The organism is Cryobacterium sp. TMB3-10 (genome assembly GCF_004402305.1).
GTDB classification, from domain to species: domain Bacteria; phylum Actinomycetota; class Actinomycetes; order Actinomycetales; family Microbacteriaceae; genus Cryobacterium; species Cryobacterium zongtaii.
On sequence record NZ_SOGH01000032.1, the window covers coordinates 49,369 to 69,388 of the forward strand.

The 20,020-nt window shown below is 67.5% G+C and carries 27 protein-coding genes, 1 tRNA gene and 1 pseudogene; 14 read left to right on the top strand and 15 right to left on the bottom strand.

Going from position 1 to position 20,020, the window contains the following annotated elements; all coding sequences use genetic code 11:
* The first annotated feature begins 2 nt into the window (after nucleotides 1-2).
* From E3T22_RS18080 to glsA, 3 genes are all read left to right on the top strand, one after another.
* Nucleotides 3-410, top strand: coding sequence for an MmcQ/YjbR family DNA-binding protein (locus E3T22_RS18080; protein ID WP_134481272.1), 408 nt, complete (start codon nucleotides 3-5; stop codon nucleotides 408-410).
* A 52-nt stretch (nucleotides 411-462) separates the two neighbouring features.
* Nucleotides 463-535, top strand: a tRNA-Arg gene (locus E3T22_RS18085).
* Between the two features lie 65 nt (nucleotides 536-600).
* A complete protein-coding gene (glsA, locus tag E3T22_RS18090; RefSeq protein WP_088454929.1) occupies nucleotides 601-1,527 on the top strand; it encodes a glutaminase A in 927 nt (308 codons plus the stop codon).
* A 17-nt stretch (nucleotides 1,528-1,544) separates the two neighbouring features.
* Here glsA and E3T22_RS18095 read toward each other — a convergent pair whose 3' ends face one another.
* The 3 genes from E3T22_RS18095 to E3T22_RS18105 form a co-directional block, all read right to left on the bottom strand.
* Nucleotides 1,545-2,165: an NUDIX hydrolase gene (locus E3T22_RS18095; RefSeq protein WP_241983730.1), complete on the bottom strand. Its 621-nt coding sequence runs from the start codon at nucleotides 2,163-2,165 to the stop codon at nucleotides 1,545-1,547.
* A gap of 93 nt (nucleotides 2,166-2,258) precedes the next feature.
* The gene (locus tag E3T22_RS18100) at nucleotides 2,259-2,444 is read right to left on the bottom strand and encodes a DUF1918 domain-containing protein (RefSeq protein WP_088454930.1); all 186 of its coding nucleotides are present in this window, start codon (nucleotides 2,442-2,444) and stop codon (nucleotides 2,259-2,261) included.
* A gap of 245 nt (nucleotides 2,445-2,689) precedes the next feature.
* On the bottom strand, nucleotides 2,690-3,136 hold the full coding sequence (locus E3T22_RS18105) for a MarR family winged helix-turn-helix transcriptional regulator (protein ID WP_134481273.1): 447 nt from the start codon (nucleotides 3,134-3,136) through the stop codon (nucleotides 2,690-2,692).
* 129 nt (nucleotides 3,137-3,265) lie between these two features.
* Here E3T22_RS18105 and E3T22_RS18110 point away from each other — a divergent pair, with 129 nt between their 5' ends.
* A complete protein-coding gene (locus E3T22_RS18110; RefSeq protein ID WP_134481274.1) occupies nucleotides 3,266-4,207 on the top strand; it encodes a diacylglycerol kinase family protein in 942 nt (313 codons plus the stop codon).
* A gap of 11 nt (nucleotides 4,208-4,218) precedes the next feature.
* Here E3T22_RS18110 and E3T22_RS18115 read toward each other — a convergent pair whose 3' ends face one another.
* The 3 genes from E3T22_RS18115 to E3T22_RS18125 are packed head-to-tail and all read right to left on the bottom strand — an operon-like array spanning nucleotide 4,219 to nucleotide 6,477.
* Nucleotides 4,219-4,953 (bottom strand): ABC transporter permease, encoded by a 735-nt coding sequence (locus E3T22_RS18115; RefSeq protein ID WP_166789330.1) that lies wholly within the window; start codon nucleotides 4,951-4,953, stop codon nucleotides 4,219-4,221.
* A gap of 16 nt (nucleotides 4,954-4,969) precedes the next feature.
* Nucleotides 4,970-5,773 (bottom strand): hypothetical protein, encoded by an 804-nt coding sequence (locus E3T22_RS18120; protein WP_134481276.1) that lies wholly within the window; start codon nucleotides 5,771-5,773, stop codon nucleotides 4,970-4,972.
* On the bottom strand, nucleotides 5,770-6,477 hold the full coding sequence (locus E3T22_RS18125) for an ABC transporter ATP-binding protein (protein WP_134481277.1): 708 nt from the start codon (nucleotides 6,475-6,477) through the stop codon (nucleotides 5,770-5,772). The genes E3T22_RS18120 and E3T22_RS18125 overlap by 4 nt, the downstream gene beginning before the upstream one ends.
* 161 nt (nucleotides 6,478-6,638) lie before the next feature.
* On the opposite strand from E3T22_RS18125, the gene E3T22_RS18130 reads away from it, so the two are divergent.
* The 3 genes and pseudogenes from E3T22_RS18130 to E3T22_RS19425 all read left to right on the top strand — a co-directional run.
* Nucleotides 6,639-7,499, top strand: coding sequence for a sensor histidine kinase (locus tag E3T22_RS18130; RefSeq protein WP_134481278.1), 861 nt, complete (start codon nucleotides 6,639-6,641; stop codon nucleotides 7,497-7,499).
* Nucleotides 7,496-8,188 carry a response regulator transcription factor gene (locus E3T22_RS18135; protein ID WP_134481279.1) on the top strand — a complete coding sequence of 231 codons (693 nt, stop codon included), beginning with the start codon at nucleotides 7,496-7,498 and terminating at the stop codon, nucleotides 8,186-8,188. Before E3T22_RS18130 ends, E3T22_RS18135 begins: the two co-directional genes overlap by 4 nt.
* Before the next feature lie 271 nt (nucleotides 8,189-8,459).
* Nucleotides 8,460-8,822: pseudogene (locus E3T22_RS19425) on the top strand (DedA family protein); the annotation flags it as partial.
* A gap of 143 nt (nucleotides 8,823-8,965) precedes the next feature.
* Here E3T22_RS19425 and E3T22_RS18145 read toward each other — a convergent pair.
* From E3T22_RS18145 to upp, 3 genes are all read right to left on the bottom strand, one after another.
* Nucleotides 8,966-9,367, bottom strand: coding sequence for a RidA family protein (locus E3T22_RS18145; RefSeq protein WP_103461994.1), 402 nt, complete (start codon nucleotides 9,365-9,367; stop codon nucleotides 8,966-8,968).
* Between the two features lie 381 nt (nucleotides 9,368-9,748).
* Nucleotides 9,749-10,459, bottom strand: a complete 711-nt coding sequence (locus E3T22_RS18150; RefSeq protein ID WP_103461993.1) for a winged helix-turn-helix domain-containing protein — start codon at nucleotides 10,457-10,459, stop codon at nucleotides 9,749-9,751.
* 577 nt (nucleotides 10,460-11,036) lie between these two features.
* A complete protein-coding gene (gene upp / locus E3T22_RS18155; protein ID WP_088454956.1) occupies nucleotides 11,037-11,669 on the bottom strand; it encodes a uracil phosphoribosyltransferase in 633 nt (210 codons plus the stop codon).
* A 63-nt stretch (nucleotides 11,670-11,732) separates the two neighbouring features.
* Here upp and tadA point away from each other — a divergent pair, with 63 nt between their 5' ends.
* Nucleotides 11,733-12,227, top strand: a complete 495-nt coding sequence (tadA, locus tag E3T22_RS18160; RefSeq protein WP_255453175.1) for a tRNA adenosine(34) deaminase TadA — start codon at nucleotides 11,733-11,735, stop codon at nucleotides 12,225-12,227.
* Here tadA and E3T22_RS18165 read toward each other — a convergent pair.
* Both E3T22_RS18165 and E3T22_RS18170 read right to left on the bottom strand, forming a co-directional pair.
* Nucleotides 12,169-12,906 carry a glutamine amidotransferase gene (locus E3T22_RS18165; RefSeq protein WP_088454957.1) on the bottom strand — a complete coding sequence of 246 codons (738 nt, stop codon included), beginning with the start codon at nucleotides 12,904-12,906 and terminating at the stop codon, nucleotides 12,169-12,171. The two genes, tadA and E3T22_RS18165, sit on opposite strands and share 59 nt — an antisense overlap.
* Nucleotides 12,903-13,865 (bottom strand): cation diffusion facilitator family transporter, encoded by a 963-nt coding sequence (locus tag E3T22_RS18170; protein WP_134481280.1) that lies wholly within the window; start codon nucleotides 13,863-13,865, stop codon nucleotides 12,903-12,905. The genes E3T22_RS18165 and E3T22_RS18170 overlap by 4 nt, the downstream gene beginning before the upstream one ends.
* An 81-nt stretch (nucleotides 13,866-13,946) precedes the next feature.
* Here E3T22_RS18170 and proC point away from each other — a divergent pair, with 81 nt between their 5' ends.
* Nucleotides 13,947-14,795 (top strand): pyrroline-5-carboxylate reductase, encoded by an 849-nt coding sequence (proC, locus tag E3T22_RS18175; protein ID WP_088454959.1) that lies wholly within the window; start codon nucleotides 13,947-13,949, stop codon nucleotides 14,793-14,795.
* A gap of 37 nt (nucleotides 14,796-14,832) precedes the next feature.
* On the opposite strand, the gene E3T22_RS18180 is transcribed toward proC, so the two are convergent.
* Genes E3T22_RS18180 through E3T22_RS18190 form a run of 3 tightly spaced genes read right to left on the bottom strand, consistent with a single transcriptional unit; the run spans nucleotide 14,833 to nucleotide 17,374 of the window.
* A complete protein-coding gene (locus E3T22_RS18180) occupies nucleotides 14,833-15,234 on the bottom strand; it encodes a cupin domain-containing protein (RefSeq protein ID WP_088454960.1) in 402 nt (133 codons plus the stop codon).
* Nucleotides 15,235-15,267: 33 nt separating this feature from the next.
* Entirely contained in the window at nucleotides 15,268-15,939 is a 672-nt protein-coding gene (locus E3T22_RS18185; protein WP_134481281.1) for a TrkA family potassium uptake protein, read from the bottom strand.
* Entirely contained in the window at nucleotides 15,932-17,374 is a 1,443-nt protein-coding gene (locus tag E3T22_RS18190; protein WP_088454962.1) for a TrkH family potassium uptake protein, read from the bottom strand. The genes E3T22_RS18185 and E3T22_RS18190 overlap by 8 nt, the downstream gene beginning before the upstream one ends.
* A gap of 76 nt (nucleotides 17,375-17,450) precedes the next feature.
* Here E3T22_RS18190 and E3T22_RS18195 point away from each other — a divergent pair, with 76 nt between their 5' ends.
* The 3 genes from E3T22_RS18195 (at nucleotide 17,451) to E3T22_RS18205 (ending at nucleotide 18,365) form a co-directional block, all read left to right on the top strand.
* On the top strand, nucleotides 17,451-17,909 hold the full coding sequence (locus E3T22_RS18195; protein WP_088454963.1) for a helix-turn-helix transcriptional regulator: 459 nt from the start codon (nucleotides 17,451-17,453) through the stop codon (nucleotides 17,907-17,909).
* 63 nt (nucleotides 17,910-17,972) lie between these two features.
* Nucleotides 17,973-18,206 (top strand): helix-turn-helix domain-containing protein, encoded by a 234-nt coding sequence (locus tag E3T22_RS18200; RefSeq protein ID WP_088454964.1) that lies wholly within the window; start codon nucleotides 17,973-17,975, stop codon nucleotides 18,204-18,206.
* Nucleotides 18,207-18,266: 60 nt separating this feature from the next.
* Nucleotides 18,267-18,365 (top strand): 30S ribosomal protein bS22, encoded by a 99-nt coding sequence (locus E3T22_RS18205; RefSeq protein WP_003792170.1) that lies wholly within the window; start codon nucleotides 18,267-18,269, stop codon nucleotides 18,363-18,365.
* A 43-nt stretch (nucleotides 18,366-18,408) separates the two neighbouring features.
* Here the strand turns inward: E3T22_RS18205 and E3T22_RS18210 are convergent, their stop codons facing one another.
* Nucleotides 18,409-19,128, bottom strand: coding sequence for an HAD family phosphatase (locus E3T22_RS18210; protein WP_134481282.1), 720 nt, complete (start codon nucleotides 19,126-19,128; stop codon nucleotides 18,409-18,411).
* A gap of 52 nt (nucleotides 19,129-19,180) precedes the next feature.
* Here E3T22_RS18210 and E3T22_RS18215 point away from each other — a divergent pair, with 52 nt between their 5' ends.
* Both E3T22_RS18215 and E3T22_RS18220 read left to right on the top strand, forming a co-directional pair.
* Nucleotides 19,181-19,450, top strand: a complete 270-nt coding sequence (locus tag E3T22_RS18215; RefSeq protein ID WP_088454966.1) for a glutaredoxin family protein — start codon at nucleotides 19,181-19,183, stop codon at nucleotides 19,448-19,450.
* Entirely contained in the window at nucleotides 19,447-19,746 is a 300-nt protein-coding gene (locus tag E3T22_RS18220) for a Dabb family protein (protein ID WP_088454967.1), read from the top strand. Before E3T22_RS18215 ends, E3T22_RS18220 begins: the two co-directional genes overlap by 4 nt.
* Nucleotides 19,747-20,020 lie beyond the last annotated feature (274 nt).

Genomic DNA, 20,020 nt, shown 5'->3' on the forward strand with positions numbered 1-20,020 from the left:
TCATGGAGCATCCGCTGCTCTTCGGCGAACCGGATGCCGCGTTGGAGCGCCTGCGCGCCCTGTGCCTGGCCTTCCCCGAGGCCGTCGAGGTGCTCGCCTGGGGGCGGCCCACCTTCCGTGCCGGCAAGAAGATCTTCGTCACCGTCGGTGCGAGCATGGACCGGCCGCACAGCATGGTCTTCAAGCCCGACCCCGAGGAGCGGCGGGCCCTCGTGCAGGATGCGCGCTTCTTCATCCCGCCCTATTTCGGCCCGGCCGGCTGGCTCGCCATCGACTTCGATTCACCCCGGACCGACTGGGTGGAGTTGGCGGAACTGGTGGAGACCTCGTATCGACAGGTCGCCCTGAAGCGCCAACTGGCGCAATTGGACCGCTGGAGGGCCCCAGGCGCACCAGAGGGCTCAAAATAACTGTTATAGTTTCTAAGTTGTCTTCGAGGGTTTCGGTCCCGAGTTCATCACTGCGCCCGTAGCTCAACGGATAGAGCATCTGACTACGGATCAGAAGGTTGGGGGTTCGAATCCCTTCGGGCGCACAGATTGAAAGCGGTTCACTTCGGTGGGCCGCTTTCGTCGTTTCCGGCCGTGACAGGATGGGTTGATGAGCCGCTCCTCGGACCCTCGCACATACGACCTCGATTCGCTCCGTGACCGGGTGGTCTCCGAAGCCGGGGGAGCGGTCGATGACAGCATCCCTCAGTTGGCCGACGCCGACCCGGGGTTGTGCGGAATCGCGCTCGTGCTGCCGGACGGCACCGTGCGGAGCAGTGCACAGGCCGACGTGCTCTTCAGTGTGCAGTCGGCCGTGAAGCCCTTCCTCTTCGCCCTGGCCCTGCTGGACACCCACGGCGAAGCGTTTGATCGCATCGGCATCGAACCGACCGGTGAGGCCTTCGACGCCATCAAGCTCGAAAGCGGCACCGGCCGCCCACCGAATCCCATGGTCAACGCCGGAGCACTGCTCACCGCCGCCCTCGTCGACGGTGACGACGTCGCCGCCCGGAACGACCGCATCCTGCGGGGCCTGTCGGCTTTCGCCGGGCGCCCGCTCGAGGTGGACGAGGGCATCGCCCGCACCGAACACCTACTCGGCGACCGCAACCACGCTCTGGCGCACCTGATGCGGTCGGAGGGCACCCTGCGGGTCAGCGCCGACGACGCCGTGGAAGTGTACGCCAGGGCCTGCGCCGTGCTCGTCGACGCCCGGGCCCTCGCGGTGATGGGCGCGACCTTGGCCTGCCGGGGCGTGAACCCCGTTACCGGGGAGCGGGTGGTGCCGGCCGGGATCGCCCGCGACGTCGTGTCGGTGATGGCCACCTGCGGGGTCTACGACGGGTCGGGCCGGTGGATGCAGAGCGTCGGGATTCCGGCGAAGTCGAGCGTCTCCGGCGCCATCGTGCTGGCAGCACCCGGCCGGCTCGGCGCCGCCGTGGTCAGCCCGCCGCTGGACGCGCAGGGCACCAGTGTGCGCGGGCGTCTCGTGAGCGATCGGCTCAGCGTCGACCTCGGCCTCCACGCCTTCGGCTGACCGCCCCCGGTCGGGGCTTAGTGCGTCGCCCGCTCCTGGTTGCCGAGCTCGGCGAGCACACCGGCCAGGCGGAGCGCGAACTGCGGGGGAACGTTCTGCGGCAGCGCATCCACCGGCCACCACGCGACATCGTCGCTTTCATCGCTCGCCACCGGGGCGGCCTCCGGTCTGGCGATCGCCGCAAAGCCCACGTCCCAGTGCGTACGGCAGCTGAAGCCGTCACCCAGGTTGTGCCGGTCCAGATCCAGGATGCCGCCGCCGACCGGATCGAGGTCGTCGATTCCGCATTCCTCGCGGGCTTCCCTGAGGGCGGTGTCGACAACGGAGCCGTCGGCCGCCTCGACGTGACCGCCCAATTGCACCCAGAACCGGCCCTTCTTGTGAAAGCACAGCAGCACCTGCGCCAGGTCGGGGGTGAAGACGAAGCAGCTCCCGGTGACGTGTTCGGGGCCGCCGTGGCGTTCCAGCGCCGCCTTGGGCGAGCCGAGGACGAACCCGAGGTACTCGTCCCGCAGCACGGCCTGCCCGGGTGCGAGCGGCATCCAGGCCCGGAGCCGGTCGATCAGATCGTCAGCGCGCGCGGCGACGGGTCCGCCGGCCGGATCGGTGGCGGGGGAGCGGAGGTCGGGATCGGGCATACCTGAGGGTAGCCGCCGGCAACTGGTGCCCGTGCGGACAACTGCGCCCGGTACGCCGGGCGCAGTTATCCGCTGCGGCAACGGTTACGCCGGTCAGCGGGCGTGCTCGACCACGAAGTCGGTGCCGGGGAAGACCAGGGTCTCGTGACCGTCGTCGAAGGAGACCAGGTAGGGCGGCTCGCCCTCGGGGCCGCGGACCTCGCGAATGGTGCCGTGCCGGTCAGGCGTTGAATCGGTTTTGCCGCGGATGATGATCCGGTCGTTCTCTGCTGCGCGCATAACGCACCTCCTGTCGGGCAGATTACGCTCGCGGCCTCCGCCTGCACAGGGGCGGTGGCGCTCGGCGAGATTCCCGCAGCGCCGCAGCGGGCACAAAACTGAGCTAACCTTAGTTTTGTCCAACGCGCCACCCGGATTCTCAGTCAGGCAGCGTTCGGGTCGTCTGGCCGAGATGGCAGTCCTGCAAGGGAGTGCCACGGCGAGGTGAGGGGTAGGGCCCTTACCTCGCCGCCACCCGCGGCGGCTCAGACCGGCTGGTCCGGTCCCAGCCGTAGCCGGTCGCACAGGGCGGTGAGCTGCAGGAGTTCATCGTCGCTCAGGCTGTCGCCCACCCGCCTGCTGATCGAGCCCATGTGGTCCAGCGCCACCCGCCGAAAGAGCGCGAAGCCGGCATCCGTCAGCTGCACGATGGCGCCGCGACCGTCGTCGGGGTCGGCGTGCTTGAGCACGTAGCCCCTGGACGCCAGGCGGTCCACCAGCCGGCTCACGCTGGGCTGGGTGAGCAACACATGCTTGTTCAACTCCCGCAACCGGATGCTGCGTTCGGGCTGGCGGGACAGATTGAACATCACGTCGTACTCGTTGAAGGAGATCTCGCGGGACGGGAAGTCCTCGGCCAGGCTGCGCATGATGGCGACCTGGGCGCGAAACAGCGACTCCCACGCGCCGACGGCTATTGCACGATCGACCATGTTGCCTCCTCACCGTGCCCCCGGGCATCCCGTGTTCAACAATATGGGATCGGCGCGGCGTCCCCGGCAGCCTAGCCCGGTCGATCGCGCATTGCCGCCCGTGCGGCCGGACCGTTCTATAGTGCGCGTATGGATGCCTCGCGAAGTCGAACCCCGTCCGTCGCCGTCGTCATCAATCCGGGCAAGTTCCCGGATCTTGAGGAAACGAAGGCTCGGGTTGGCGCCGCCGCGAGCCGCCTCGGCTGGGATGACCCCCTGTGGTTCGAGACGAACAGGGATGATTCGGGCGTCGCCGCGGCCCGGTCGGCACTGGCGCTTGCCCCGGACCTCGTCTGCGTCATGGGCGGCGACGGCACGGTGCGGGCGGCAGCGGGCGTGTTGCGCGGCACCTCGGTGCCGTGCGGTCTGCTCCCCAGCGGCACGGGAAACCTGCTCGCCCGCAACCTGGGCATCCCGGTCGATTCTCTCGACGACGCCCTGGAGATCGCGTTCCTGGGGCAGAACCACGCCATCGACGTGGGACTGGCTACCTTCGACGATGGCGAAGAACGGGTGTTCGTCGTCATGGGCGGAGTCGGCCTGGACGCCGACATTATGGCGCAGACCGATGATGGCCTCAAGAAGAAGGTGGGCTGGGGCGCCTATGTCGTCGCCGGTGGAGCGACGATGTTCCGCGAGGGATTCGGGGTGACCCTGTCTGTCGACGGTGAGGAGCATACGAGCCACGAGTGCCTCATGGTGTTGGCCTGCAACTGCAGCTCGGTGGTGGCCAATATCGAACTCGCCACCGGCGCGAAGGTTGACGATGAACGACTGGACCTGGTGGTGCTGCGGCCCAACGTCGTTGCCGGTTGGCTGGGCGTGGCGGTCGAGGTCGCCGCGCGGATCCGCAACGGGGCCGCATCGCTGCGCCAATGGTCGGGTCGCGACTTCGGGTTTCAGCTCGACCGCCCGGTGCTCGCCGAGATCGACGGTGACCCCGTCGGCGAGACCCGTGCCGGTCGGTTCAGTGTTGATCCTGGCGCCCTGGTCGTGCGGCTGCCCGTTCCCGCCAGGCTCGGCCGGCGCTGAGCGGCTCCGGATCAGGCATCCCGACGACCGAAGAGCACGAACGCGGGAGCCAGGAGCAGGACGACCCAGGCGACCATGACGACACCGCCGGGGAGTGGCTCAAGCAGCCCCATGCCCGGGTACCGCGAGATGAGTTGCAGCCCCGCGAGGTCGGGGGCGAACTTCAGCCAGGGGAGCAGACCGACCAGCGCCACCCCGAGCCCCAGGACCAGGGGGATTAGGACGATCACCGGAAGCAGGATGGACCTGGCGAGAACCGTAAGCGCGGCCGAGATGAGGCTGATGCAGGTCCAGTTCAGGCCGACCATGAGCAGGTTCAGCGTCATCGCCGGGGTGAGCTCCAGCTCGGCGATGCCCGCTCCCCCGGTCGATACCTGACGCACGGCGACGCCCAACCCGACGGCGACGACCGCCAGCAGGAAGGCGAGGGCGGCGACGACGATCGCCTTCGCGCCCAGGAGCCGCAGCCGGTTCGGGACGGCCAGCTGGGAACTGCGAAGCAGACCGTTCTGGTACTCGCAGCCGACGATGAGTGCAGCGAGCAGGATCACGAGCGGTTGGCCGAAGCCGGCGACCTCGAACCCGCCCGTGTCGTCGCCGGTCGCGGCCGGTGAACGGGAGGCGGCGACATTCAGCCCCATCGCGAAAGACAGCGCCGGCGGCAGCACGAGGGCGGCGCTGATCGTCACCAGGGCGGCGGGGAGCGTGCGGATCTTCGCCAGCTCCGCGGCGATCGCTCGATACATGAGCGCTCCGCCCCGGCTACGCATCACGGCGCCGGAACACGATCCCGGCCAGTGTGAGGCTAGCGACAACCCACCCGACCAGCACGATCGCGCCGGCCGCTGCGCCAAGGTGGGTGCCGTCCGCCGGCGTGTACAGGCTGGCGCCGGCGGCCGGCGGGACGAATCGTGCGGGTGCCCACAGGGTGGTGAGAAAGTCGCCCAGGCCTACCGACAGCGGCACGATGACGACCAGCGGCAGGATCGCGCTGCGGGCCAGCACGCCGATCGCGAACGCCAGCAGGGCGAGTGCCGTCCAGGTCAGTGCGACGCCGGCGATGTTTCGCCACACGAGCGGCGGAAAGGCCAGCGGGTCCAGGCCCTGGTCGCCGAGCGCGAGGTGCCGGAGCACGGTGCCGCCACCCATCGCCGCGCTGGCGGTCACCGCGACCACGAGAGCGAGAACCGCAGTCCGGGTGGCGAAGAGTCGGAGCCGGTGCGGGTCAGCGATGAGGGAGCTGCGGAGCAGCCCGGTACGGTACTCGCTGCCGGCATACAGTGCGCCGAGCGCGATCATCAGGATGAGCCCGATGTTCATCATGTCGAACCCCTGATACTCCACGGGCAGCGGCTGAGCGGAGTACAGCTGCGGGTTGGTCGCCGAGGTTGCCCCGGCCAGGTCGCCCCCGGTTGCCGCCACCTCCGAGCGGCCCGCGAGGTAGGTCAACGAACCGGTGAGGGCGATGGTCAGCACGGGCAGCATCCACAGTGCCGTGGTTGTGGTGAATTTGACCACCTCGGCCCCGACCCGGTTCCCGGACGCCCCCAGGAGAAGGCCGTTCACGGGAGGAGACCGGGGTCGGTCAAGGCGAAGAACGCGTGTTCCAGAGAGGGCCGGCTACCGCGCACGGCGGCGACACTCCCGGTTGCAACGATGCTCCCGTCGTTGATGACCACCACGTCGTCCGCGAGATCGGCCATCTCCGTGATGAGGTGGCTGGACACCAGAACCGTGTGCCCGGCGTTGGCCTGGCCTCTCAGGAATGACCGCAGCCAACGCAGCCCGTCGGGGTCGAGGCCGTTCGTGGGCTCGTCGAGCACCAGGGTCGCCGGTGATCCGAGGAGCGCAGACGCGATCCCCAGCCGCTGCCCCATTCCGAGCGAGAACGTGCCGACCTTGTCCTTTGCGTGGCGCTCAAGCCCCACGATCGCGAGCACCTCCGGCACCCGGCTCGGCGCGATGCCATTGCTCGTGCACATCCACCGGAGATGTTCCCGTGCGGAGCGCCCGGCACTGGCACCCGGGCCGTCGAACATCGCACCCACCGTCCTCATGGGGCGGTCGAGGTCGCGGTAGCGTTTTCCGTCGATCAGCGCGAGACCGGATGAGGCCCGGTCCAGACCGAGCAGGATTCTCAACGCCGAGCTCTTCCCGGCGCCGTTCGGGCCGAGGAACGCGGTGACCCGAGCGGGCCGGGCCTGGAAGCTGATGCCGTGAAGCACCTCCCGTCGACCATGTGATTTGTGGATGTGCTCGATGCTGATCATGCCTGCCTCTCTGCCCGGGGAACGGCCGGTCCTTCCAGTGAAGTGGGCCTCAGCGCGGCACGCATCCGACCCAGGGCGGCGCTGTGCAGCTGCCGGCGGCCCCAGGACTGTCAGACCTGGGTCCGATGCCCCCGACTCGGCCGCTCAGTAGACTCGGGCGCATGACACTGGGGGAGCGTCCGGCACGGCGATCCCGGGCGGCGCCTCTCGCGATCGCCGCATTGACAGCCGTGCTCCTCGTCTCCGTCACATTCGGTGTGACGGGCGCGCTCGCGGTCAGCCTCCCGATCGGGATCATCGCCGCCACCGTGACGATTTCGGTGTGGGCACTTGTCACCCTTCGCGCCGAGCGCGATGCCCACGAGGCCGCGCTCACCGAGTGGGCAGCGGCGAGCGCTGTGGCGGTCGAACGCCTCCAGATTGCCCGTGACCTGCACGACATCGTCTCGCACGGGCTGGGCCTGATCACCGTTCGCGCGGCCACCGCCAAGCACCTCGACGACCACGGTGAGAGCCGTGCCACCCTGTTGCAGGCGCTGGGGGACATCGAGACGGCCAGCCGGGAAGCGACGGTGGAATTGCGCCGCATGCTCGGGGTGCTGCGCCGCACCGACGACCCCGCGCCGCGGCTGCCGGTGGACAGCCTCGAATCCCTGCCCGGACTCATCGCCGGAGCGACCCGAAACGGCCTGGCCGTCGAGTTCGACGGTGGAAACCTCGGCGACGTGTCGCCGGGCGTGCAGCTCGCGATCATCGTCATCGTGCGCGAAGCACTCGCCAACACCCTCCGGCACTCCGGGCCGACGGCCGTCCGGGTGCGGCTGGTTCGCAGCGGATCCGTCATCACGCTGACGGTGACCGATGTGGGGTCCACACCAGCATGGCTGGCTGTCCAGGGTGCAGGGCAGGGGCTCGTCGGGCTCCGGGAACGCACCCAGAGCCTCGGCGGCACTCTGGTGGCCGAACCACACGGGCGCGGATTCCGCCTCGAGGCCCGGCTGCCCGACCGGGACGAACCATGACCGCGCCCGCCCGGCCCATCAGCGTGGTCCTGGTCGACGACCAGCTGCTCCTGCGCCGTAGTCTTGCCCAGGTCATCAACACCGCGGCCGGACTCCTGGTCGTCGGCGAGGCGGGTGACGGGTTCGAGGCCGTCGACGTCGCTGAGGCCACCCTCCCCGACGTGATCCTCATGGACGTGCGCATGCCCCGGCTGGACGGCATCGAGGCCACCAGACGAATCTGCTCGAACCCCGCTCTCCGCGGCGCCCGGGTGCTGATGCTGAGTATGTTCGAGCTCGACGAATACGTGTGTGACGCGTTGCGGGCCGGAGCAAGCGGCTTTGTGCTCAAGGACAGCAAGCCGGGCGATCTCATCGACGCCATCGTCCGCACCAGCACGGGCGAGGCGCTCTTCGCCCCGTCTGTTCTCACCCGGCTCGTGGCGCACTACCTGAACCGCGCGCCCGAAGCCGCGGGAGCAGCGGCCAAGCGCGGAGCGGCAGCCGCACTCACCGACCGCGAGGTCGAAGTCCTGGGGTTGATCGGTCGGGGTCTCTCCAACGACCAGTTGGCCGTGCACCTCACAATTTCGGTCAAGACGGTGAAATCACACATCTCGCACCTGCTGAGCAAACTAGCCGCGCGGGACCGCGCGCAGCTGGTCATCGCCGCCTACGACAACGGGCTCGTGCTGCCGAGGAGGCTCTAGGAGTCACCCGTTAGACAACTCCCTCGGGCGGCGATGGTGGGGTTAGCCCGCCTGCGAGTACGGGAGCCAGCTCGATGGTGCGTGCTGGAGCGCTTCCGTAGCGTCGGAGACAGACGAAGTCCCGCCTCACCGCCATCGCGCTGAGGTGGCCTTCCCGGCAGATCGGATCCTTGTGGAGACGCTCAACGAGCTCATACTTTCCTGGGCGGCATCCCCCTTCGTGCTCGTCGTGGTTCTGCTGCTCGTGGCACTCGACGGGTTCTTTCCGCCCATGCCCAGTGAGCCCGTCGTGGTGGCCGTCGCCGCGATCGGGGTTGCCACCGGGACCCCGAACCCCTGGGCGGTGTTCCTGGTGGCGGCCATCGGGTCGTTCGTCGGTGACAACTTGGCGTTCTCCCTCGGCCGCCGGGTCGACCTCGAACGCTTCCGTTGGACACGCGGGCCGAGAGCGTCCCGGCTGCTCGATCGTGCGCGCCGCGCCCTCGACCGGCGTGCGGCGTCCGTCATCCTCACGGCTCGATTCGTGCCCGTCGGCCGGGTTGCGGTGAACGTCATGGCCGGCTCGAGCGGGTTTGCCCGACGCCGTTTCGTGCCGCTCAGCGCCGTGTCTGGGGTGGCATGGGCCGGCTACTCGGTCCTCGTCGGCGTCTTCGCCGGCGCCTGGTTACGGGATCAACCGGTGCTGGGCGCCGTGGTAGCGGTCGCGGTCGCGCTCGCGGGAGGCGTGATCATCGACCTGGTGGTCCGAAGGGCCCGTCGGTCGCGTGACCGCCGGTCCTATGACGGCAGTTTGGCCGCGATCACGCTTACTTCGATGAGGGCTCCCGGTACTCCCAGTCCCGCCACCCGTGCCGCGGTCACCAGCGGTGGGACACCGGGCCCGACGAGCCGCGGCGCGATGGCGCCGTAGGCGGCGCCGAGATCGGCATCCGCGGCGATTAGTACAGTCCACTGCACGACGTCGACGAGGGATGCGCCGGCCGCTCCGAGCGCGACAACGACGTTGTCGACCGCCCGGCTGGTTTGCTCGGCGATATCCGCGGAGATGACAGTGCCGGTGTCGTCAACGCCGTTCTGACCGCCCACATAGATGGTCGTGGCTCCCGCGGGAACGATCGCGACGTGACTGAACGCCGGACTCTTGACGAGTCCGGCGGGTTGCAAGCGGATGATGTCCACGGTGTTTTCTCCGATTCTTCCTGGACGACACGCTACGCCCGCAACCGCGAGGGCGGACGCGCAGCCTGCCGGCACGCAGGGGGCATTTATCGCGATCCACGCGAACGCACTGTGAACTCGCAGGAAAATAACGATTGGATAACTGGCGCTCCGTTACCTCTTCGTTATATATTCGTAGTGCGTCAACCGTTTGCTGTGGCGGAAGATGCGAATGTGATTGCAGGACACTCTTGGTGCAAGGGAAGAGGGTCGGTCGTTTGCCTCTACGACCGGCCCTCAATCACGTTAACGGCCGGTGAGTGCGCCCGTTGCTCGAGCGTGGAGAGACCTCGCGGGTCGACCGGGGCAAACGAGCGGGTGCGACCCAGCTGCCGGCGACGGTTAGAAGCGGTCGGGGCTGGGCGTGCTGGCCTGGCGGATCGACACGTCGGCGTGACGGTCGAAGCGGTAGCCCACGCCGCGCACAGTGCGCACGATGTCTTCGTAGCGGCCCAGCTTGGCGCGCAGACGACGCACGTGCACGTCGATGGTGCGCTCGTTGGGCGCATCCTCTTCGCTCTCGGCGTCCCACAGCTTGGCGATGAGCTCGGCGCGCTCGATGGTGCGGCCCTCGCGCAGCACCAGGTACTGCAGCAGCTCGAACTCCTTGTAGGTGAGCGCGGCGGTCTCGTTGTCGAGGATCACGCGCTTGCGGGAGATGTCAACGACCACGCCGCCGGGCGCCCGGTCGGCGTCGTCGGCCGTGGTGCGGCGCTTGGCGAGGGCGGCCGGGTCCTGCAGGGCCAGGCGCACGACGTCCACGTCCCGGCCGCCGACGCCGTCGGGAGCCAGGGCCACGGCGGCGTGAGTCTCGGACGAGGGGGCGATCGCCTGGGTCAGCTTCTTGAGTTCCTCGACGATGCGGTGCAGGCTCGTGCCCGCTGCGGCGGCCTTGGCCTCATCGATACCGACGTAGAGCACGAAGCCACGGGCCTGGCTGCCGTCGGGTACGGCGCGGATGCGCGGTGCGGCCGGTGCGGGCGCCGGGGCCAGGGTGAGCTCGGGGCGGTAGGACTGGACGGAGCGGGCTGAGTCGATGTGTGCGAGTGACATGATCGGAATCCTTGGGGGTGATGATGCGCAGGGAACCCGGCGCATCCGCGCTCATGGGTTCGAGAAAGGGCGGCCTGAGCGGCCGGTGGAGCGGGCGGCCTCGGTAGCGAGGGCCCTGGAGTCTCCCTGCCGCGGTGGCGGCGTCCTCAGCGGCTGCAGATCAGCGGGTGAGGGGCGGGTGACTCGGCGAGAGTGCCTGTCTGGTCTAGCGGCACATTCGGCAACACGCCATAACACTGCCGGGCATCATCATGCCGGCAGTCCCCAAAGCCTCGGCGGAGGTCGGGATGCGTGTGGTGGAAGTCATGAGTGTGAGTAAAGCCGACTGTGACAAGTTGTGTCAATTCAGTGACGGCGGAAAGTGCCCGGTGGCCTGCATCAGGTTCACGAGGGGCAGTACGAGTTCGTAGGATCTCGCACGAAACGGCGATCCATCAAAGAAATCCACCGAGATACGAACTATTTCAAAGTTTTGTGAATCTAACCGCGGTCGGCGCGCCGCACGTCGCAGGATCTGCGTACTGCGGGCGCGCCGAATGTGACGATGCCCGCAGCCGGTTGAACAGACCGGGCCGGATCAGACCAGGCCGTAGAGCCTGTCGCCTGCGTCGCCGAGGCCGGGCACGATGTAGCCGTGCTCGTCGAGGCGTTCGTCGACGGCGCCCAGAACGATGGTGACCTCACGGCCGGCCAAAGCGGCCTCGACGGCGGCGAGACCCTCGGGGGCGGCCAGGATGCAGATGGCGGTGACATCGACGGCGCCGCGGTCGAAGAGGAACTCGATGGCCGCGATCAGCGAGCCGCCGGTAGCCAGCATCGGGTCGAGCACAAAACACTGACGGTCGGACAGGTCGTCCGGCAGGCGCTCCGCATAGGTGGTCGGCTGCAGGGTCTCTTCGTTGCGTGCCATGCCCAGGAAGCCCACTTCAGCGGTGGGGAGCAGCTTGACCATGCCCTCGAGCATGCCCAGGCCCGCGCGGAGGATCGGCACCACGAGCGGCTTCGGGTCGCTGATCTTGACGCCGCGGGCGATAGCCACCGGGGTCTGCACGGTGACCTCGTCGACGCGCACGCCGCGAGTGCCCTCGTAGGCCAGCAGCGTCATCAGCTCTTCCACCAGCGCCCGGAACATCGGTGACGAGGTGCTCTGATCACGCAGCACCGTGAGCTTGTGGGTGATGAGCGGATGGTCGGCTACGTGGACTCGCATAGGCTCAATCTACTAGCTCACACGGGTATCCGGCTCTCGTGGGCTACTCGGAAATGGGGTGGGGTGGTGCGGCAGAGCGAGGAACACCTGGCCTGGATGCGGCTGGCCCTGCACGAAGCGCACGGCGCCCTTGCCAGCGGCGACGTTCCGGTCGGCGCTGTCGTGCTGGACGCCGCCGGCCGGGTGATCGGTCGGGGACGCAATGAACGGGAACTCCACCAGGACCCGACCCTGCACGCCGAGGTTGTCGCCATCCGTGAGGCAGCCGCCGCCACCGGGGACTGGCACCTGACCGGTTGCACCCTCGTGGTGACTCTGGAGCCCTGTGTGATGTGCGCCGGCGCGATCGTGGCGGCCCGCATCCCCCTCGTGGTCTTCGGGGCCTGGGACGAGAAGGCCGGCGCCGCCGGCTCGCTCTACGACGTGCTGCGGGACCGACGGCTCAACCACCGGGTCGAGGTGGTGTCCGGGGTGGCCGAGGGCGAGTGCGGCCTTCTGCTCACCGAGTTCTTTGAGGACCCGCTGCGTCGCCCGGCAGGGCCGACAGCCACTCGCTGAACATCGCGCTGGACGCCTGCTGCATGGCAGCGGAGTGCTGGGCGCGTTCCTGCCGCAGGGCGTCGGGCTCCAGACCCTCGGCGCGGACCTCGGCCTCGGAGGAGCTCAGCCAGGTCTCGTGCATCTCCGCGGTCACCTCGGGGTGGAACTGCACGGCCAGGGCCCAGTCGTCGATGGCGAAAGCCTCGTTGCCGTAGGCGGCCGACCCGGCCAGGCGGATGGTGCCCGCCGGCAGGTCGAAGGTGTCACTGTGCCACTGCATCATCGGGATGCCGCTGACGTGGCGGAGCGGGGAGGCCTGGCCGGCCTCGGTGGGCTCCACCAGGCGGAAACCGATCTCGTTGCTCTGGCCTCGGTAGACCGGGGAGCCGAGGGCGCTGGCCATCAGCTGGGCGCCCAGGCAGACGCCGAAGACCGGGCGGCGGGCGGCGAGCCGGCGGGTGAGCAAGTCGATCTCGTCGGTGAGTACCGGATAACTCTCGGTCTCGTATGCGCCCATCTCACCGCCGAGCACCACCAGGAGGTCGGCCGCGGCCGGGTCGATGCCGCGCACGCCGTCGGTGCCAAGGGTGTCGATGTAGTGCACGGTGTAGTCGTGGTCGAGAAGCACCTGCTCCAGGTTGCCCAGGTGGATATCGTCGGCGTGCCGCAGGACGACGGCGATACGGCTCGCGCTCATTCGCGTCCCTTGATGAAGATCGTGTCGGTGGGCGGGTTGACCGTGGCCGGGTCGATGTAGAGGTCGGGCTCGAGGTAAACCACCCTGGCGCTGGGCACGGCCTCGCGGATGCGGGCCTCGATGGTGTCGATCCCGGCGGCCACGTCGGAGAACCGCTGAGCGGAGTCGAAGGAGAGCTTGGCGGCCACGAGGAGTTCGTCCGGGCCCAGGTAGAGGGTCTTGAGGTGGATGAGGTTCTTGGTCTCCGGGCCGGCCAGGATGGCGGCCTTGATGGCGTCGACATCCTTGTCGCTGGCGCCCTCGCCCACCAGCAGGCTCTTGGTCTCGATGCCCAGGACGATGGCCACCAGCACGAGCAGCACGCCGATCGCGAGGGTGCCGACGGCGTCCCAGGTGGCGTCGCCGGTGAGCACGGTCAGGCCTACGCCGCCCAGGGCCAGCGTCAGGCCGGTCAACGCCGCAACGTCTTCGAGCAGCACCACGGGAAGCTCGGGGGCCTTGGCGTGCCGAATGAACTGCACCCAGGTCTCGCCCGTGCGGGTGTGGTTGGACTCCTTCACGGCGGTGCGCAGCGAGAACGACTCCAGGCCGATCGCAATCAGGAGCACCAGGATCGGCAACCAGGCGTTCTCGAGTTCGTGCGGGTTTTGGAGTTTCTCGATGCCCTCGTAGATCGAGAACACACCGCCGACGGAGAACAGGATGATCGACACCACGAACGCGTACACGTAGCGTTCACGCCCGTAGCCGAACGGATGCTCGGTGTCGGCGGCCTTCTTCGACTTGCGTCCGCCGATCAGCAGCAAGACCTGGTTGCCGGAGTCTGCGAGCGAGTGCACGCCCTCGGCCAGCATCGAGGAGGACCCCGAGACGAACCAGGCGATGAACTTGGTGATCGCGATACCGAGATTGGCGAGCAGCGCCGCCACAATCGCCTTGTTTCCGCCTGATGCGCTCATGCGACCAATCCTAGAACCGTCCATCTTCTCGATCGGCCAGATGCCCCGGGTAGGCCTGGCGCGAAAAACTACACTGGGGGGATGACTTCGACCGCACCCGTCACCCTGCCCGCCATCGCCTTCCTGGGCGCCGGATCGATGGCCAGGGCCGTCCTGGCCGGACTGCTCAAGCCCACCGTGACGGTGGACGGCGGCATCCGCACCACCAACCGGTCAGCCGCCAAGGCCGCCGAACTCGCCGGCACCGCCGGGGTGACCGCATGGGCGACCGAGACCGAACCGAACGCCAACCGACTCGCGGTGAAGGGGGCCGGCATCGTCATCGTGGCCGTCAAGCCCGCGATGGTGCCCGACCTGCTCGCCGAGATCGCCGACAGCCTCGAGCCCGGCACCCTCGTCGTGAGTGTGGCCGCCGGAGTCACCATCGCCACCTTCGAAACGCACCTGCCCGACGGAGTTGCCGTGATTCGGTCGATGCCGAACACTCCAGCCGTGGTGGGCATGGCCGTCACCGGGCTGAGCGCCGGCACCCGCTCGACGGCGGTGCAGATGGAGCTGGCGACCGCCCTGTTCGAGACGGTGGGTGAGGTGCTGGTGGTGCCAGAGGACAAGATCGACGCTCTGAGCACCATTTCAGGATCCGGCCCGGCCTACGTCTTCTACCTCATCGAACAGCTCACCCAGACGGCCATCGACAAGGGCTTCACCCCCGCCCAGGCGGCGACCATGGTCAACGGCACCTTCCTCGGCGCGAGCGCACTCCTAGCCGTGTCCGACCTGACCCCCACCGAGCTGCGCCGCCAGGTGACCAGCCCCAAGGGCACCACGGAGCGGGCCGTGCAGCAACTCGAAACCGGCGACGTCAAGGGCCTGTTCGACCGGGCGACGGATGCCGCGCTCGCGCGGGCCCGGGAACTCGCCGCCTCCTAACCCCCGCTCGCCTCGCCCGCCCATCTCGTCGGTCGATTCAGGTATTGGCGTCAGTCCGGTACAGGTTGCCTAATTGCCGTTCGACCGGCACGGTGCCCTCTACGATCACATCCCCGGTGTGAGCGGTGGTTACCGTCTCGATGAGGACGATGTGCACTTCCTCGTCTGCGACAGGGTTGTGCTGCACGCCGCGGGGGACGATGTAAAACTGTCCCGGCGTGAGCACAACCTCCTGGTCGTCCGGCAGTTGGATTCGAAGCCGACCCGAGACGACGATGAACATTTCGTCCTCGGCGTCGTGCGCGTGCCAAACCAGCTCGCCGAGAAGCTTCGCAACCTTGACGTACTGATCGTTCACCCGCCCGACGACCCGTGGCGTCCAGTGCGCTTCAACCTGCCGGAGTTCTGCCTCGAGGTCGATGCCGGAGAGGAGTGTCATGGAACCATTCTGCGTCGACCAGCGTGTGTTCGGTTAGGAGCCGAGGGCCGCGAAACGTTCGATGTCGCCCTCGGTGCCGGCGACGATGATGAGGTCATGGTCGGAGACCACCGTGTCGGCCGTGGCATAGGTGAACGGGCGCCCAGGGCTCTTCACGCCCACGACGGTCACGTGATGCTTGGTGCGCACCCCGGACTCGGTGAGGTTCAGGCCGCGGATCGGCTTGGGCGGGTACATCTTCACCAGGGCGAAGTCGTCGTCGAATTCGATGAAGTCCAGCATCCGCCCCGATACCAGGTGGGCGACGCGTTCGCCGGAATCGGCCTCGGGGTAGATCACGTGATTGGCGCCGATGCGTTCGAGGATCTTGCCGTGCGACTGCGAAATGGCTTTGGCCCAGATCTGCGGGATCTTGAGGTCGACCAGGTTCGCGACGATCAGCACACTGGCCTCAATCGAGGAGCCAACGGCGCAGACCGCAACGGAGAAGTCCTGGGCGCCGATCTGGCGTAACGCGTCGATGGACTTGGCGTCGGCCTGCACGGCGTGAGTGACTCGTTCCGACCACTTCTGCACGAGTGCCTCGCTGCTATCCACGGCGAGCACTTCGCGGCCCAACCGATCGAGCTTGCCCGCGGTCGCCGCGCCGAAACGGCCCAGCCCGATGATGAGCACGGGAGCGTTCTGCTTGATCCGGTCAACCAACTATCGGCCTTTCCTCGGGGCGTTTGAACAACTGTCTGCTCTGGCTCGCTGCCAGCGCCGCCGCGAGAGTCACTGTACCAACCCGGCCCATGAACATCGTTGCCGCCAGCACATAGACCCCCTCAGGGGGGAGCTCGGCCGTGAGACCCGTCGACAGCCCGACGGTGGCGAACGCCGAGATGACATCGAACAGCACCACATCCAGTGCCTCCTTGGAGATGTGCAGGATCAGGATGCTCGACACGGCCACGGTGGTCGCTCCCCAGAGCACCACACTCACCGCCAGGCGCAGGATGTCGCTGGGGATGCGGCGGCCGAAGGCCTCCATCTGCTCCTTGCCCTGGGCCTCGGCGAACGCGGCCAGGAACAGCACCGCAAGGGTGGTGACCTTGATGCCGCCGGCGGTGGAGGCCGAGCCGCCACCGATGAACATCAGCATGTCGCTGAGCAGCAGGCTGGAGCCGTGCAGGTCGGCGATGTCGATGGTGGCGAATCCGCCGGACCTGGTCATCACCGACATGAACAGGGACTGGAAGATCGTGTCGCCGGCGTTCAGGGACCCGAAGGTCTTCGGGTTGTCGAACTCCAGGATGATATAGAAAATCATGCCCGACACCATCAGCAGCGTGGTCGTCCAGAGCGTGAGCTTTACGTGCACAGACCAGCGGCGGGGTGTGCGCCAACTGCGGGCGAAGGTCATCAGCACCGGGAAGCCCAGGCTGCCCAGGAACACGCCGACCATCAGCGCGCCGAGGAACCAGTAATCGTTGGCGAACTGACCGATGCCGCCGGCGTTCGGGCTGAACCCGGTGTTGGTGAACGCCATCGCCGCGTAGTAGATGCTCTGCCAGAGCGCCTCACCGGTGGGCACGCCGTCAATCAGCATCCGGGGGAACAGCAGCAGGGCGACCGCCGCCTCGATGACCAGGGTGCTGATGGCCACGGTCAGCAGCAGGCTGCCGACCTCGCCGAGGCGCACGGCCTGGCCCTCGTTGACCGGGCCCATATGGATGCGCGACGGGTTCGAGTCGCTGGCCGCCATGAGCTTGGCGCGCAGGCCCAGCCGGCGGGAGATGACCAGGCCCATCAGGGAGGCCAGGGTCAGCACGCCGACGCCGCCGATGTTGACACCGATGACCACCAGGGCATTGCCGAACGGCGACCAGTGCGTTGCCATGTCCACGGTGCTGAGTCCGGTGACGCAGATCACCGACACCGCGGTGAACACGGCGTCATGCAGCGGGGTGTCGGTATCGCCGGCCGAGGCGATCGGCAGGGAGAACAGCAGGGTGAAGAGCAGGATCAGCGAGGTGAAGACGAGAAGCGCGAACCTGGACGGGGACCTGCGCACCAGGCCGTCGACCGAGTCCCGGAGGTGCCCGTACCAGGTGTTGGAATGCTGCGTGAAACGTGCGGTGGGGGCCTGCGTTTTCATTCGAATCGCCTTGCCTGACCTGGGGTCGCTGACAACTTGTCATAGCACCCGCACCCGGAATGACTAGCCTTGGGGCATGGCAGACATCTTTGGCGTAGTGGCGGACTCGACCCGACGCGATATCTTACGCATTCTCCTCGAGCGCTACAACCAGTCCAGTGCCGCCCAGGGGGAGCTGAGTGTCTCCGACATCGTCAGTTCGCTCGGGTTGAGCCAGCCGACGGTGTCCAAGCACCTTAAGGTGCTGCGTGAGGCCGGGCTGGTCGGCGTGCGCGAAGAGGGCCAGCACCGCTACTACCACCTCGACTATGCCCCGCTCGAGGTGATCGAGGATTGGCTGATCCCGTTCCTCAGTATCGACGTGGACACCGTGCTCGCGGGGGTCGTCGATGACACCGAGGTCCTCAAGGATGAGCAGCGCGCCTTCGCTGCGGCGATCGGTAAGGCTTTCGCTGATACCTCCTTCCAGATGCAACACGTGGTCAAGGACTCCGGGGTGAAGAAGAGCGTCAAGAAGTGGCGCAAAAGCGACTAGCGGGCGGCCGGGCTTCGCTTTACAGTGACGGGCACACGCACTCGTCGATAGCAGGGAGCCGCCATGTCACGTGCGCTTCCCGACTCGCGACTCGACGATCTGCGCTTCCTCACCGTCGCCGAGGTCGCCGAGGTCATGAGGGTGTCCAGGATGACCGTGTACCGCATGGTGCATGCCGGTGAGCTGCCCGCCGTGCGCTTCGGACGCTCCTTCCGGGTCCCGGAATCGGCGGTCCTGAGGGCAATCGAACCCACTCTCGGAGGAAGTGAGTCGGACGGGACTTTCTTTATCCGTTAGAATGGGGTTTTCGTGTCGGTCGCGAATCCCGCGGCTAAACCAAATCTTTGTGAGGTCCGTGTGGGTTCTGTAATCAAGAAGCGACGCAAGCGTATGGCGAAGAAGAAGCACCGCAAGCTGCTTCGTAAGACTCGCCACCAGCGTCGTAATAAGAAGTAGACGGTCTCGACCGTTTTACCTGAAAAAGCGCTAGGTCACTGACCTAGCGCTTTTTGCTTGCGTGTGCGGCTTTGATCTGCGCGATCTTCATGTGCATGATCGGCCAGCCGCGTGCCAGTGCGTAACGCCGCAGCGTGGTGTCCGGATTCACGGCGACGGGGTTGCCGACGAGTTCGAGCAACGGAATGTCGTTGTGCGAATCGGAGTACGCCCAGCAGAGTGCCAGGTCGATGCCGCGATCCTCGGCGAGCCCGCGAGCGACGACGGCCTTGCGGCTGCCGTGGCAGATGCCGTCGACGAGTTGACCCGTGAAGATGCCATCGACGGTGGCGAGCTTGGTGCCGAGCGCGCCGGTGAGGTCCAGGCGTTCCGCGATCACATCAGCGACCTCCTGGGCCGTCGCGGTGACCAGCCACACCTCGCGCCCTGCCTTGAGGTGGGCGTGCGCCACGGCGACGGTTTCCGGCCAGAGCCGATGGATGAGCCGACTGTCGAAGATGTCGTGGCTGAGGCCGACGAGTTCGTCCCTGGTGTGCCCGGTGATGATGTCCATGGCCCGCATCCGGAGCCGGGCCATATCGACCCCGTCTTCGCCGACCGCCAGGAACCGGGTCTGATTCCAGCCGAACGCGAGAATGTCGGCGAGCGAGATGAACCGCATCCGCCAGGCGCCGACGCCCAAGTGATAGAGGCTCGCACCGCGCAGAAGCGTGTTGTCCACGTCGAAGAACGCGATAGCGCGGGGACCGGATTCGTCGGACATTGCGCTTGAGTCTACTCACGGTGACCGCACAGCAGCGGCCTAGGCTGGGGTTATGTCCACCGCGCACCTCACCCTGATCGGCAAGCCGGGATGCCACCTCTGCGACGACGCTCTGGGCGTGGTCACCACGGTGCTCGCGGAGCTGGCTGCCGAACCCGGCTCCCCGACCGTGCTGCTCGAGGAGAAGTCGATTCTCGATGATCCTGAGCTGCACGAACTGTATGTCGAAGACATCCCGGTGCTGCTCATCAACGGGCTGGTGCACAACTACTGGCGCATCGACCCGGCGCGCCTGCGCACCGCACTCCTGGAGGTCCGATGACCATTCTGCATATCGTGTCCTGGAAGCTGGCGGCCACTGATCCTGCCGAAAAGGCCGAAAACGCCGCCCAGATGGCGGCTCGGCTCGGCGCTCTCGTGGGTGTGGTCGACGAGATCCGCTCGTTTCGCATCGGACCGGACGTGGTCGGCGGCGCCAACTGGGACGTGGCCCTCGTCGCGAAGTTCGACGACGAGGCGGCGCTAGGTCGGTACCAGGCGCATCCGGCCCACGTGGCGGCGGGCGCCTACGTGCGCTCGGTCACCGCCGAACGGATGGCCGTGGACCTGGTCGTCTGACTGACGCTCGGTCCCGCCCCGAGGCCGCGAGAGCGGGGTCGTGGTTGCTTCGGGGCGCTGCGGTGACCGTTTGGCCGCTTTCGCGGGAGGTGCCTTTCGCGAGAGCGGTGGTGTGGTTGCTTCAGGGGTGTTGTGGTGACCGTTTGGCCGCTTTCGCGGTCTGAGTGGGCACGGGGTGCGGGGTGCTTGTGGCGCGAAAAAACGGCCGAGCTGGTGCTCGGCCGTTTTTCGTGTGGTGCGGGGGTGTTACTTGGTGTTGACGGTGATGGTGGCG

Excerpts from the sequence above, each read along its gene's own strand:
- E3T22_RS18080 (WP_134481272.1), top strand. The coding sequence starts at position 3 with ATGGAGCATCCGCTGCTCTTCGGCGAACCGGATGCCGCGTTGGAGCGC.
- glsA (WP_088454929.1), top strand. The coding sequence starts at position 601 with ATGAGCCGCTCCTCGGACCCTCGCACATACGACCTCGATTCGCTCCGT.
- E3T22_RS18095 (WP_241983730.1), bottom strand. The coding sequence starts at position 2,165 with ATGCCCGATCCCGACCTCCGCTCCCCCGCCACCGATCCGGCCGGCGGA.
- E3T22_RS18100 (WP_088454930.1), bottom strand. The coding sequence starts at position 2,444 with ATGCGCGCAGCAGAGAACGACCGGATCATCATCCGCGGCAAAACCGAT.
- E3T22_RS18105 (WP_134481273.1), bottom strand. The coding sequence starts at position 3,136 with ATGGTCGATCGTGCAATAGCCGTCGGCGCGTGGGAGTCGCTGTTTCGC.
- E3T22_RS18110 (WP_134481274.1), top strand. The coding sequence starts at position 3,266 with ATGGATGCCTCGCGAAGTCGAACCCCGTCCGTCGCCGTCGTCATCAAT.
- E3T22_RS18115 (WP_166789330.1), bottom strand. The coding sequence starts at position 4,953 with ATGTATCGAGCGATCGCCGCGGAGCTGGCGAAGATCCGCACGCTCCCC.
- E3T22_RS18125 (WP_134481277.1), bottom strand. The coding sequence starts at position 6,477 with ATGATCAGCATCGAGCACATCCACAAATCACATGGTCGACGGGAGGTG.
- E3T22_RS18130 (WP_134481278.1), top strand. The coding sequence starts at position 6,639 with ATGACACTGGGGGAGCGTCCGGCACGGCGATCCCGGGCGGCGCCTCTC.
- E3T22_RS18135 (WP_134481279.1), top strand. The coding sequence starts at position 7,496 with ATGACCGCGCCCGCCCGGCCCATCAGCGTGGTCCTGGTCGACGACCAG.
- E3T22_RS18150 (WP_103461993.1), bottom strand. The coding sequence starts at position 10,459 with ATGTCACTCGCACACATCGACTCAGCCCGCTCCGTCCAGTCCTACCGC.
- upp (WP_088454956.1), bottom strand. The coding sequence starts at position 11,669 with ATGCGAGTCCACGTAGCCGACCATCCGCTCATCACCCACAAGCTCACG.
- E3T22_RS18165 (WP_088454957.1), bottom strand. The coding sequence starts at position 12,906 with ATGAGCGCGAGCCGTATCGCCGTCGTCCTGCGGCACGCCGACGATATC.
- E3T22_RS18170 (WP_134481280.1), bottom strand. The coding sequence starts at position 13,865 with ATGAGCGCATCAGGCGGAAACAAGGCGATTGTGGCGGCGCTGCTCGCC.
- proC (WP_088454959.1), top strand. The coding sequence starts at position 13,947 with ATGACTTCGACCGCACCCGTCACCCTGCCCGCCATCGCCTTCCTGGGC.
- E3T22_RS18180 (WP_088454960.1), bottom strand. The coding sequence starts at position 15,234 with ATGACACTCCTCTCCGGCATCGACCTCGAGGCAGAACTCCGGCAGGTT.
- E3T22_RS18190 (WP_088454962.1), bottom strand. The coding sequence starts at position 17,374 with ATGAAAACGCAGGCCCCCACCGCACGTTTCACGCAGCATTCCAACACC.
- E3T22_RS18195 (WP_088454963.1), top strand. The coding sequence starts at position 17,451 with ATGGCAGACATCTTTGGCGTAGTGGCGGACTCGACCCGACGCGATATC.
- E3T22_RS18200 (WP_088454964.1), top strand. The coding sequence starts at position 17,973 with ATGTCACGTGCGCTTCCCGACTCGCGACTCGACGATCTGCGCTTCCTC.
- E3T22_RS18210 (WP_134481282.1), bottom strand. The coding sequence starts at position 19,128 with ATGTCCGACGAATCCGGTCCCCGCGCTATCGCGTTCTTCGACGTGGAC.
- E3T22_RS18215 (WP_088454966.1), top strand. The coding sequence starts at position 19,181 with ATGTCCACCGCGCACCTCACCCTGATCGGCAAGCCGGGATGCCACCTC.
- E3T22_RS18220 (WP_088454967.1), top strand. The coding sequence starts at position 19,447 with ATGACCATTCTGCATATCGTGTCCTGGAAGCTGGCGGCCACTGATCCT.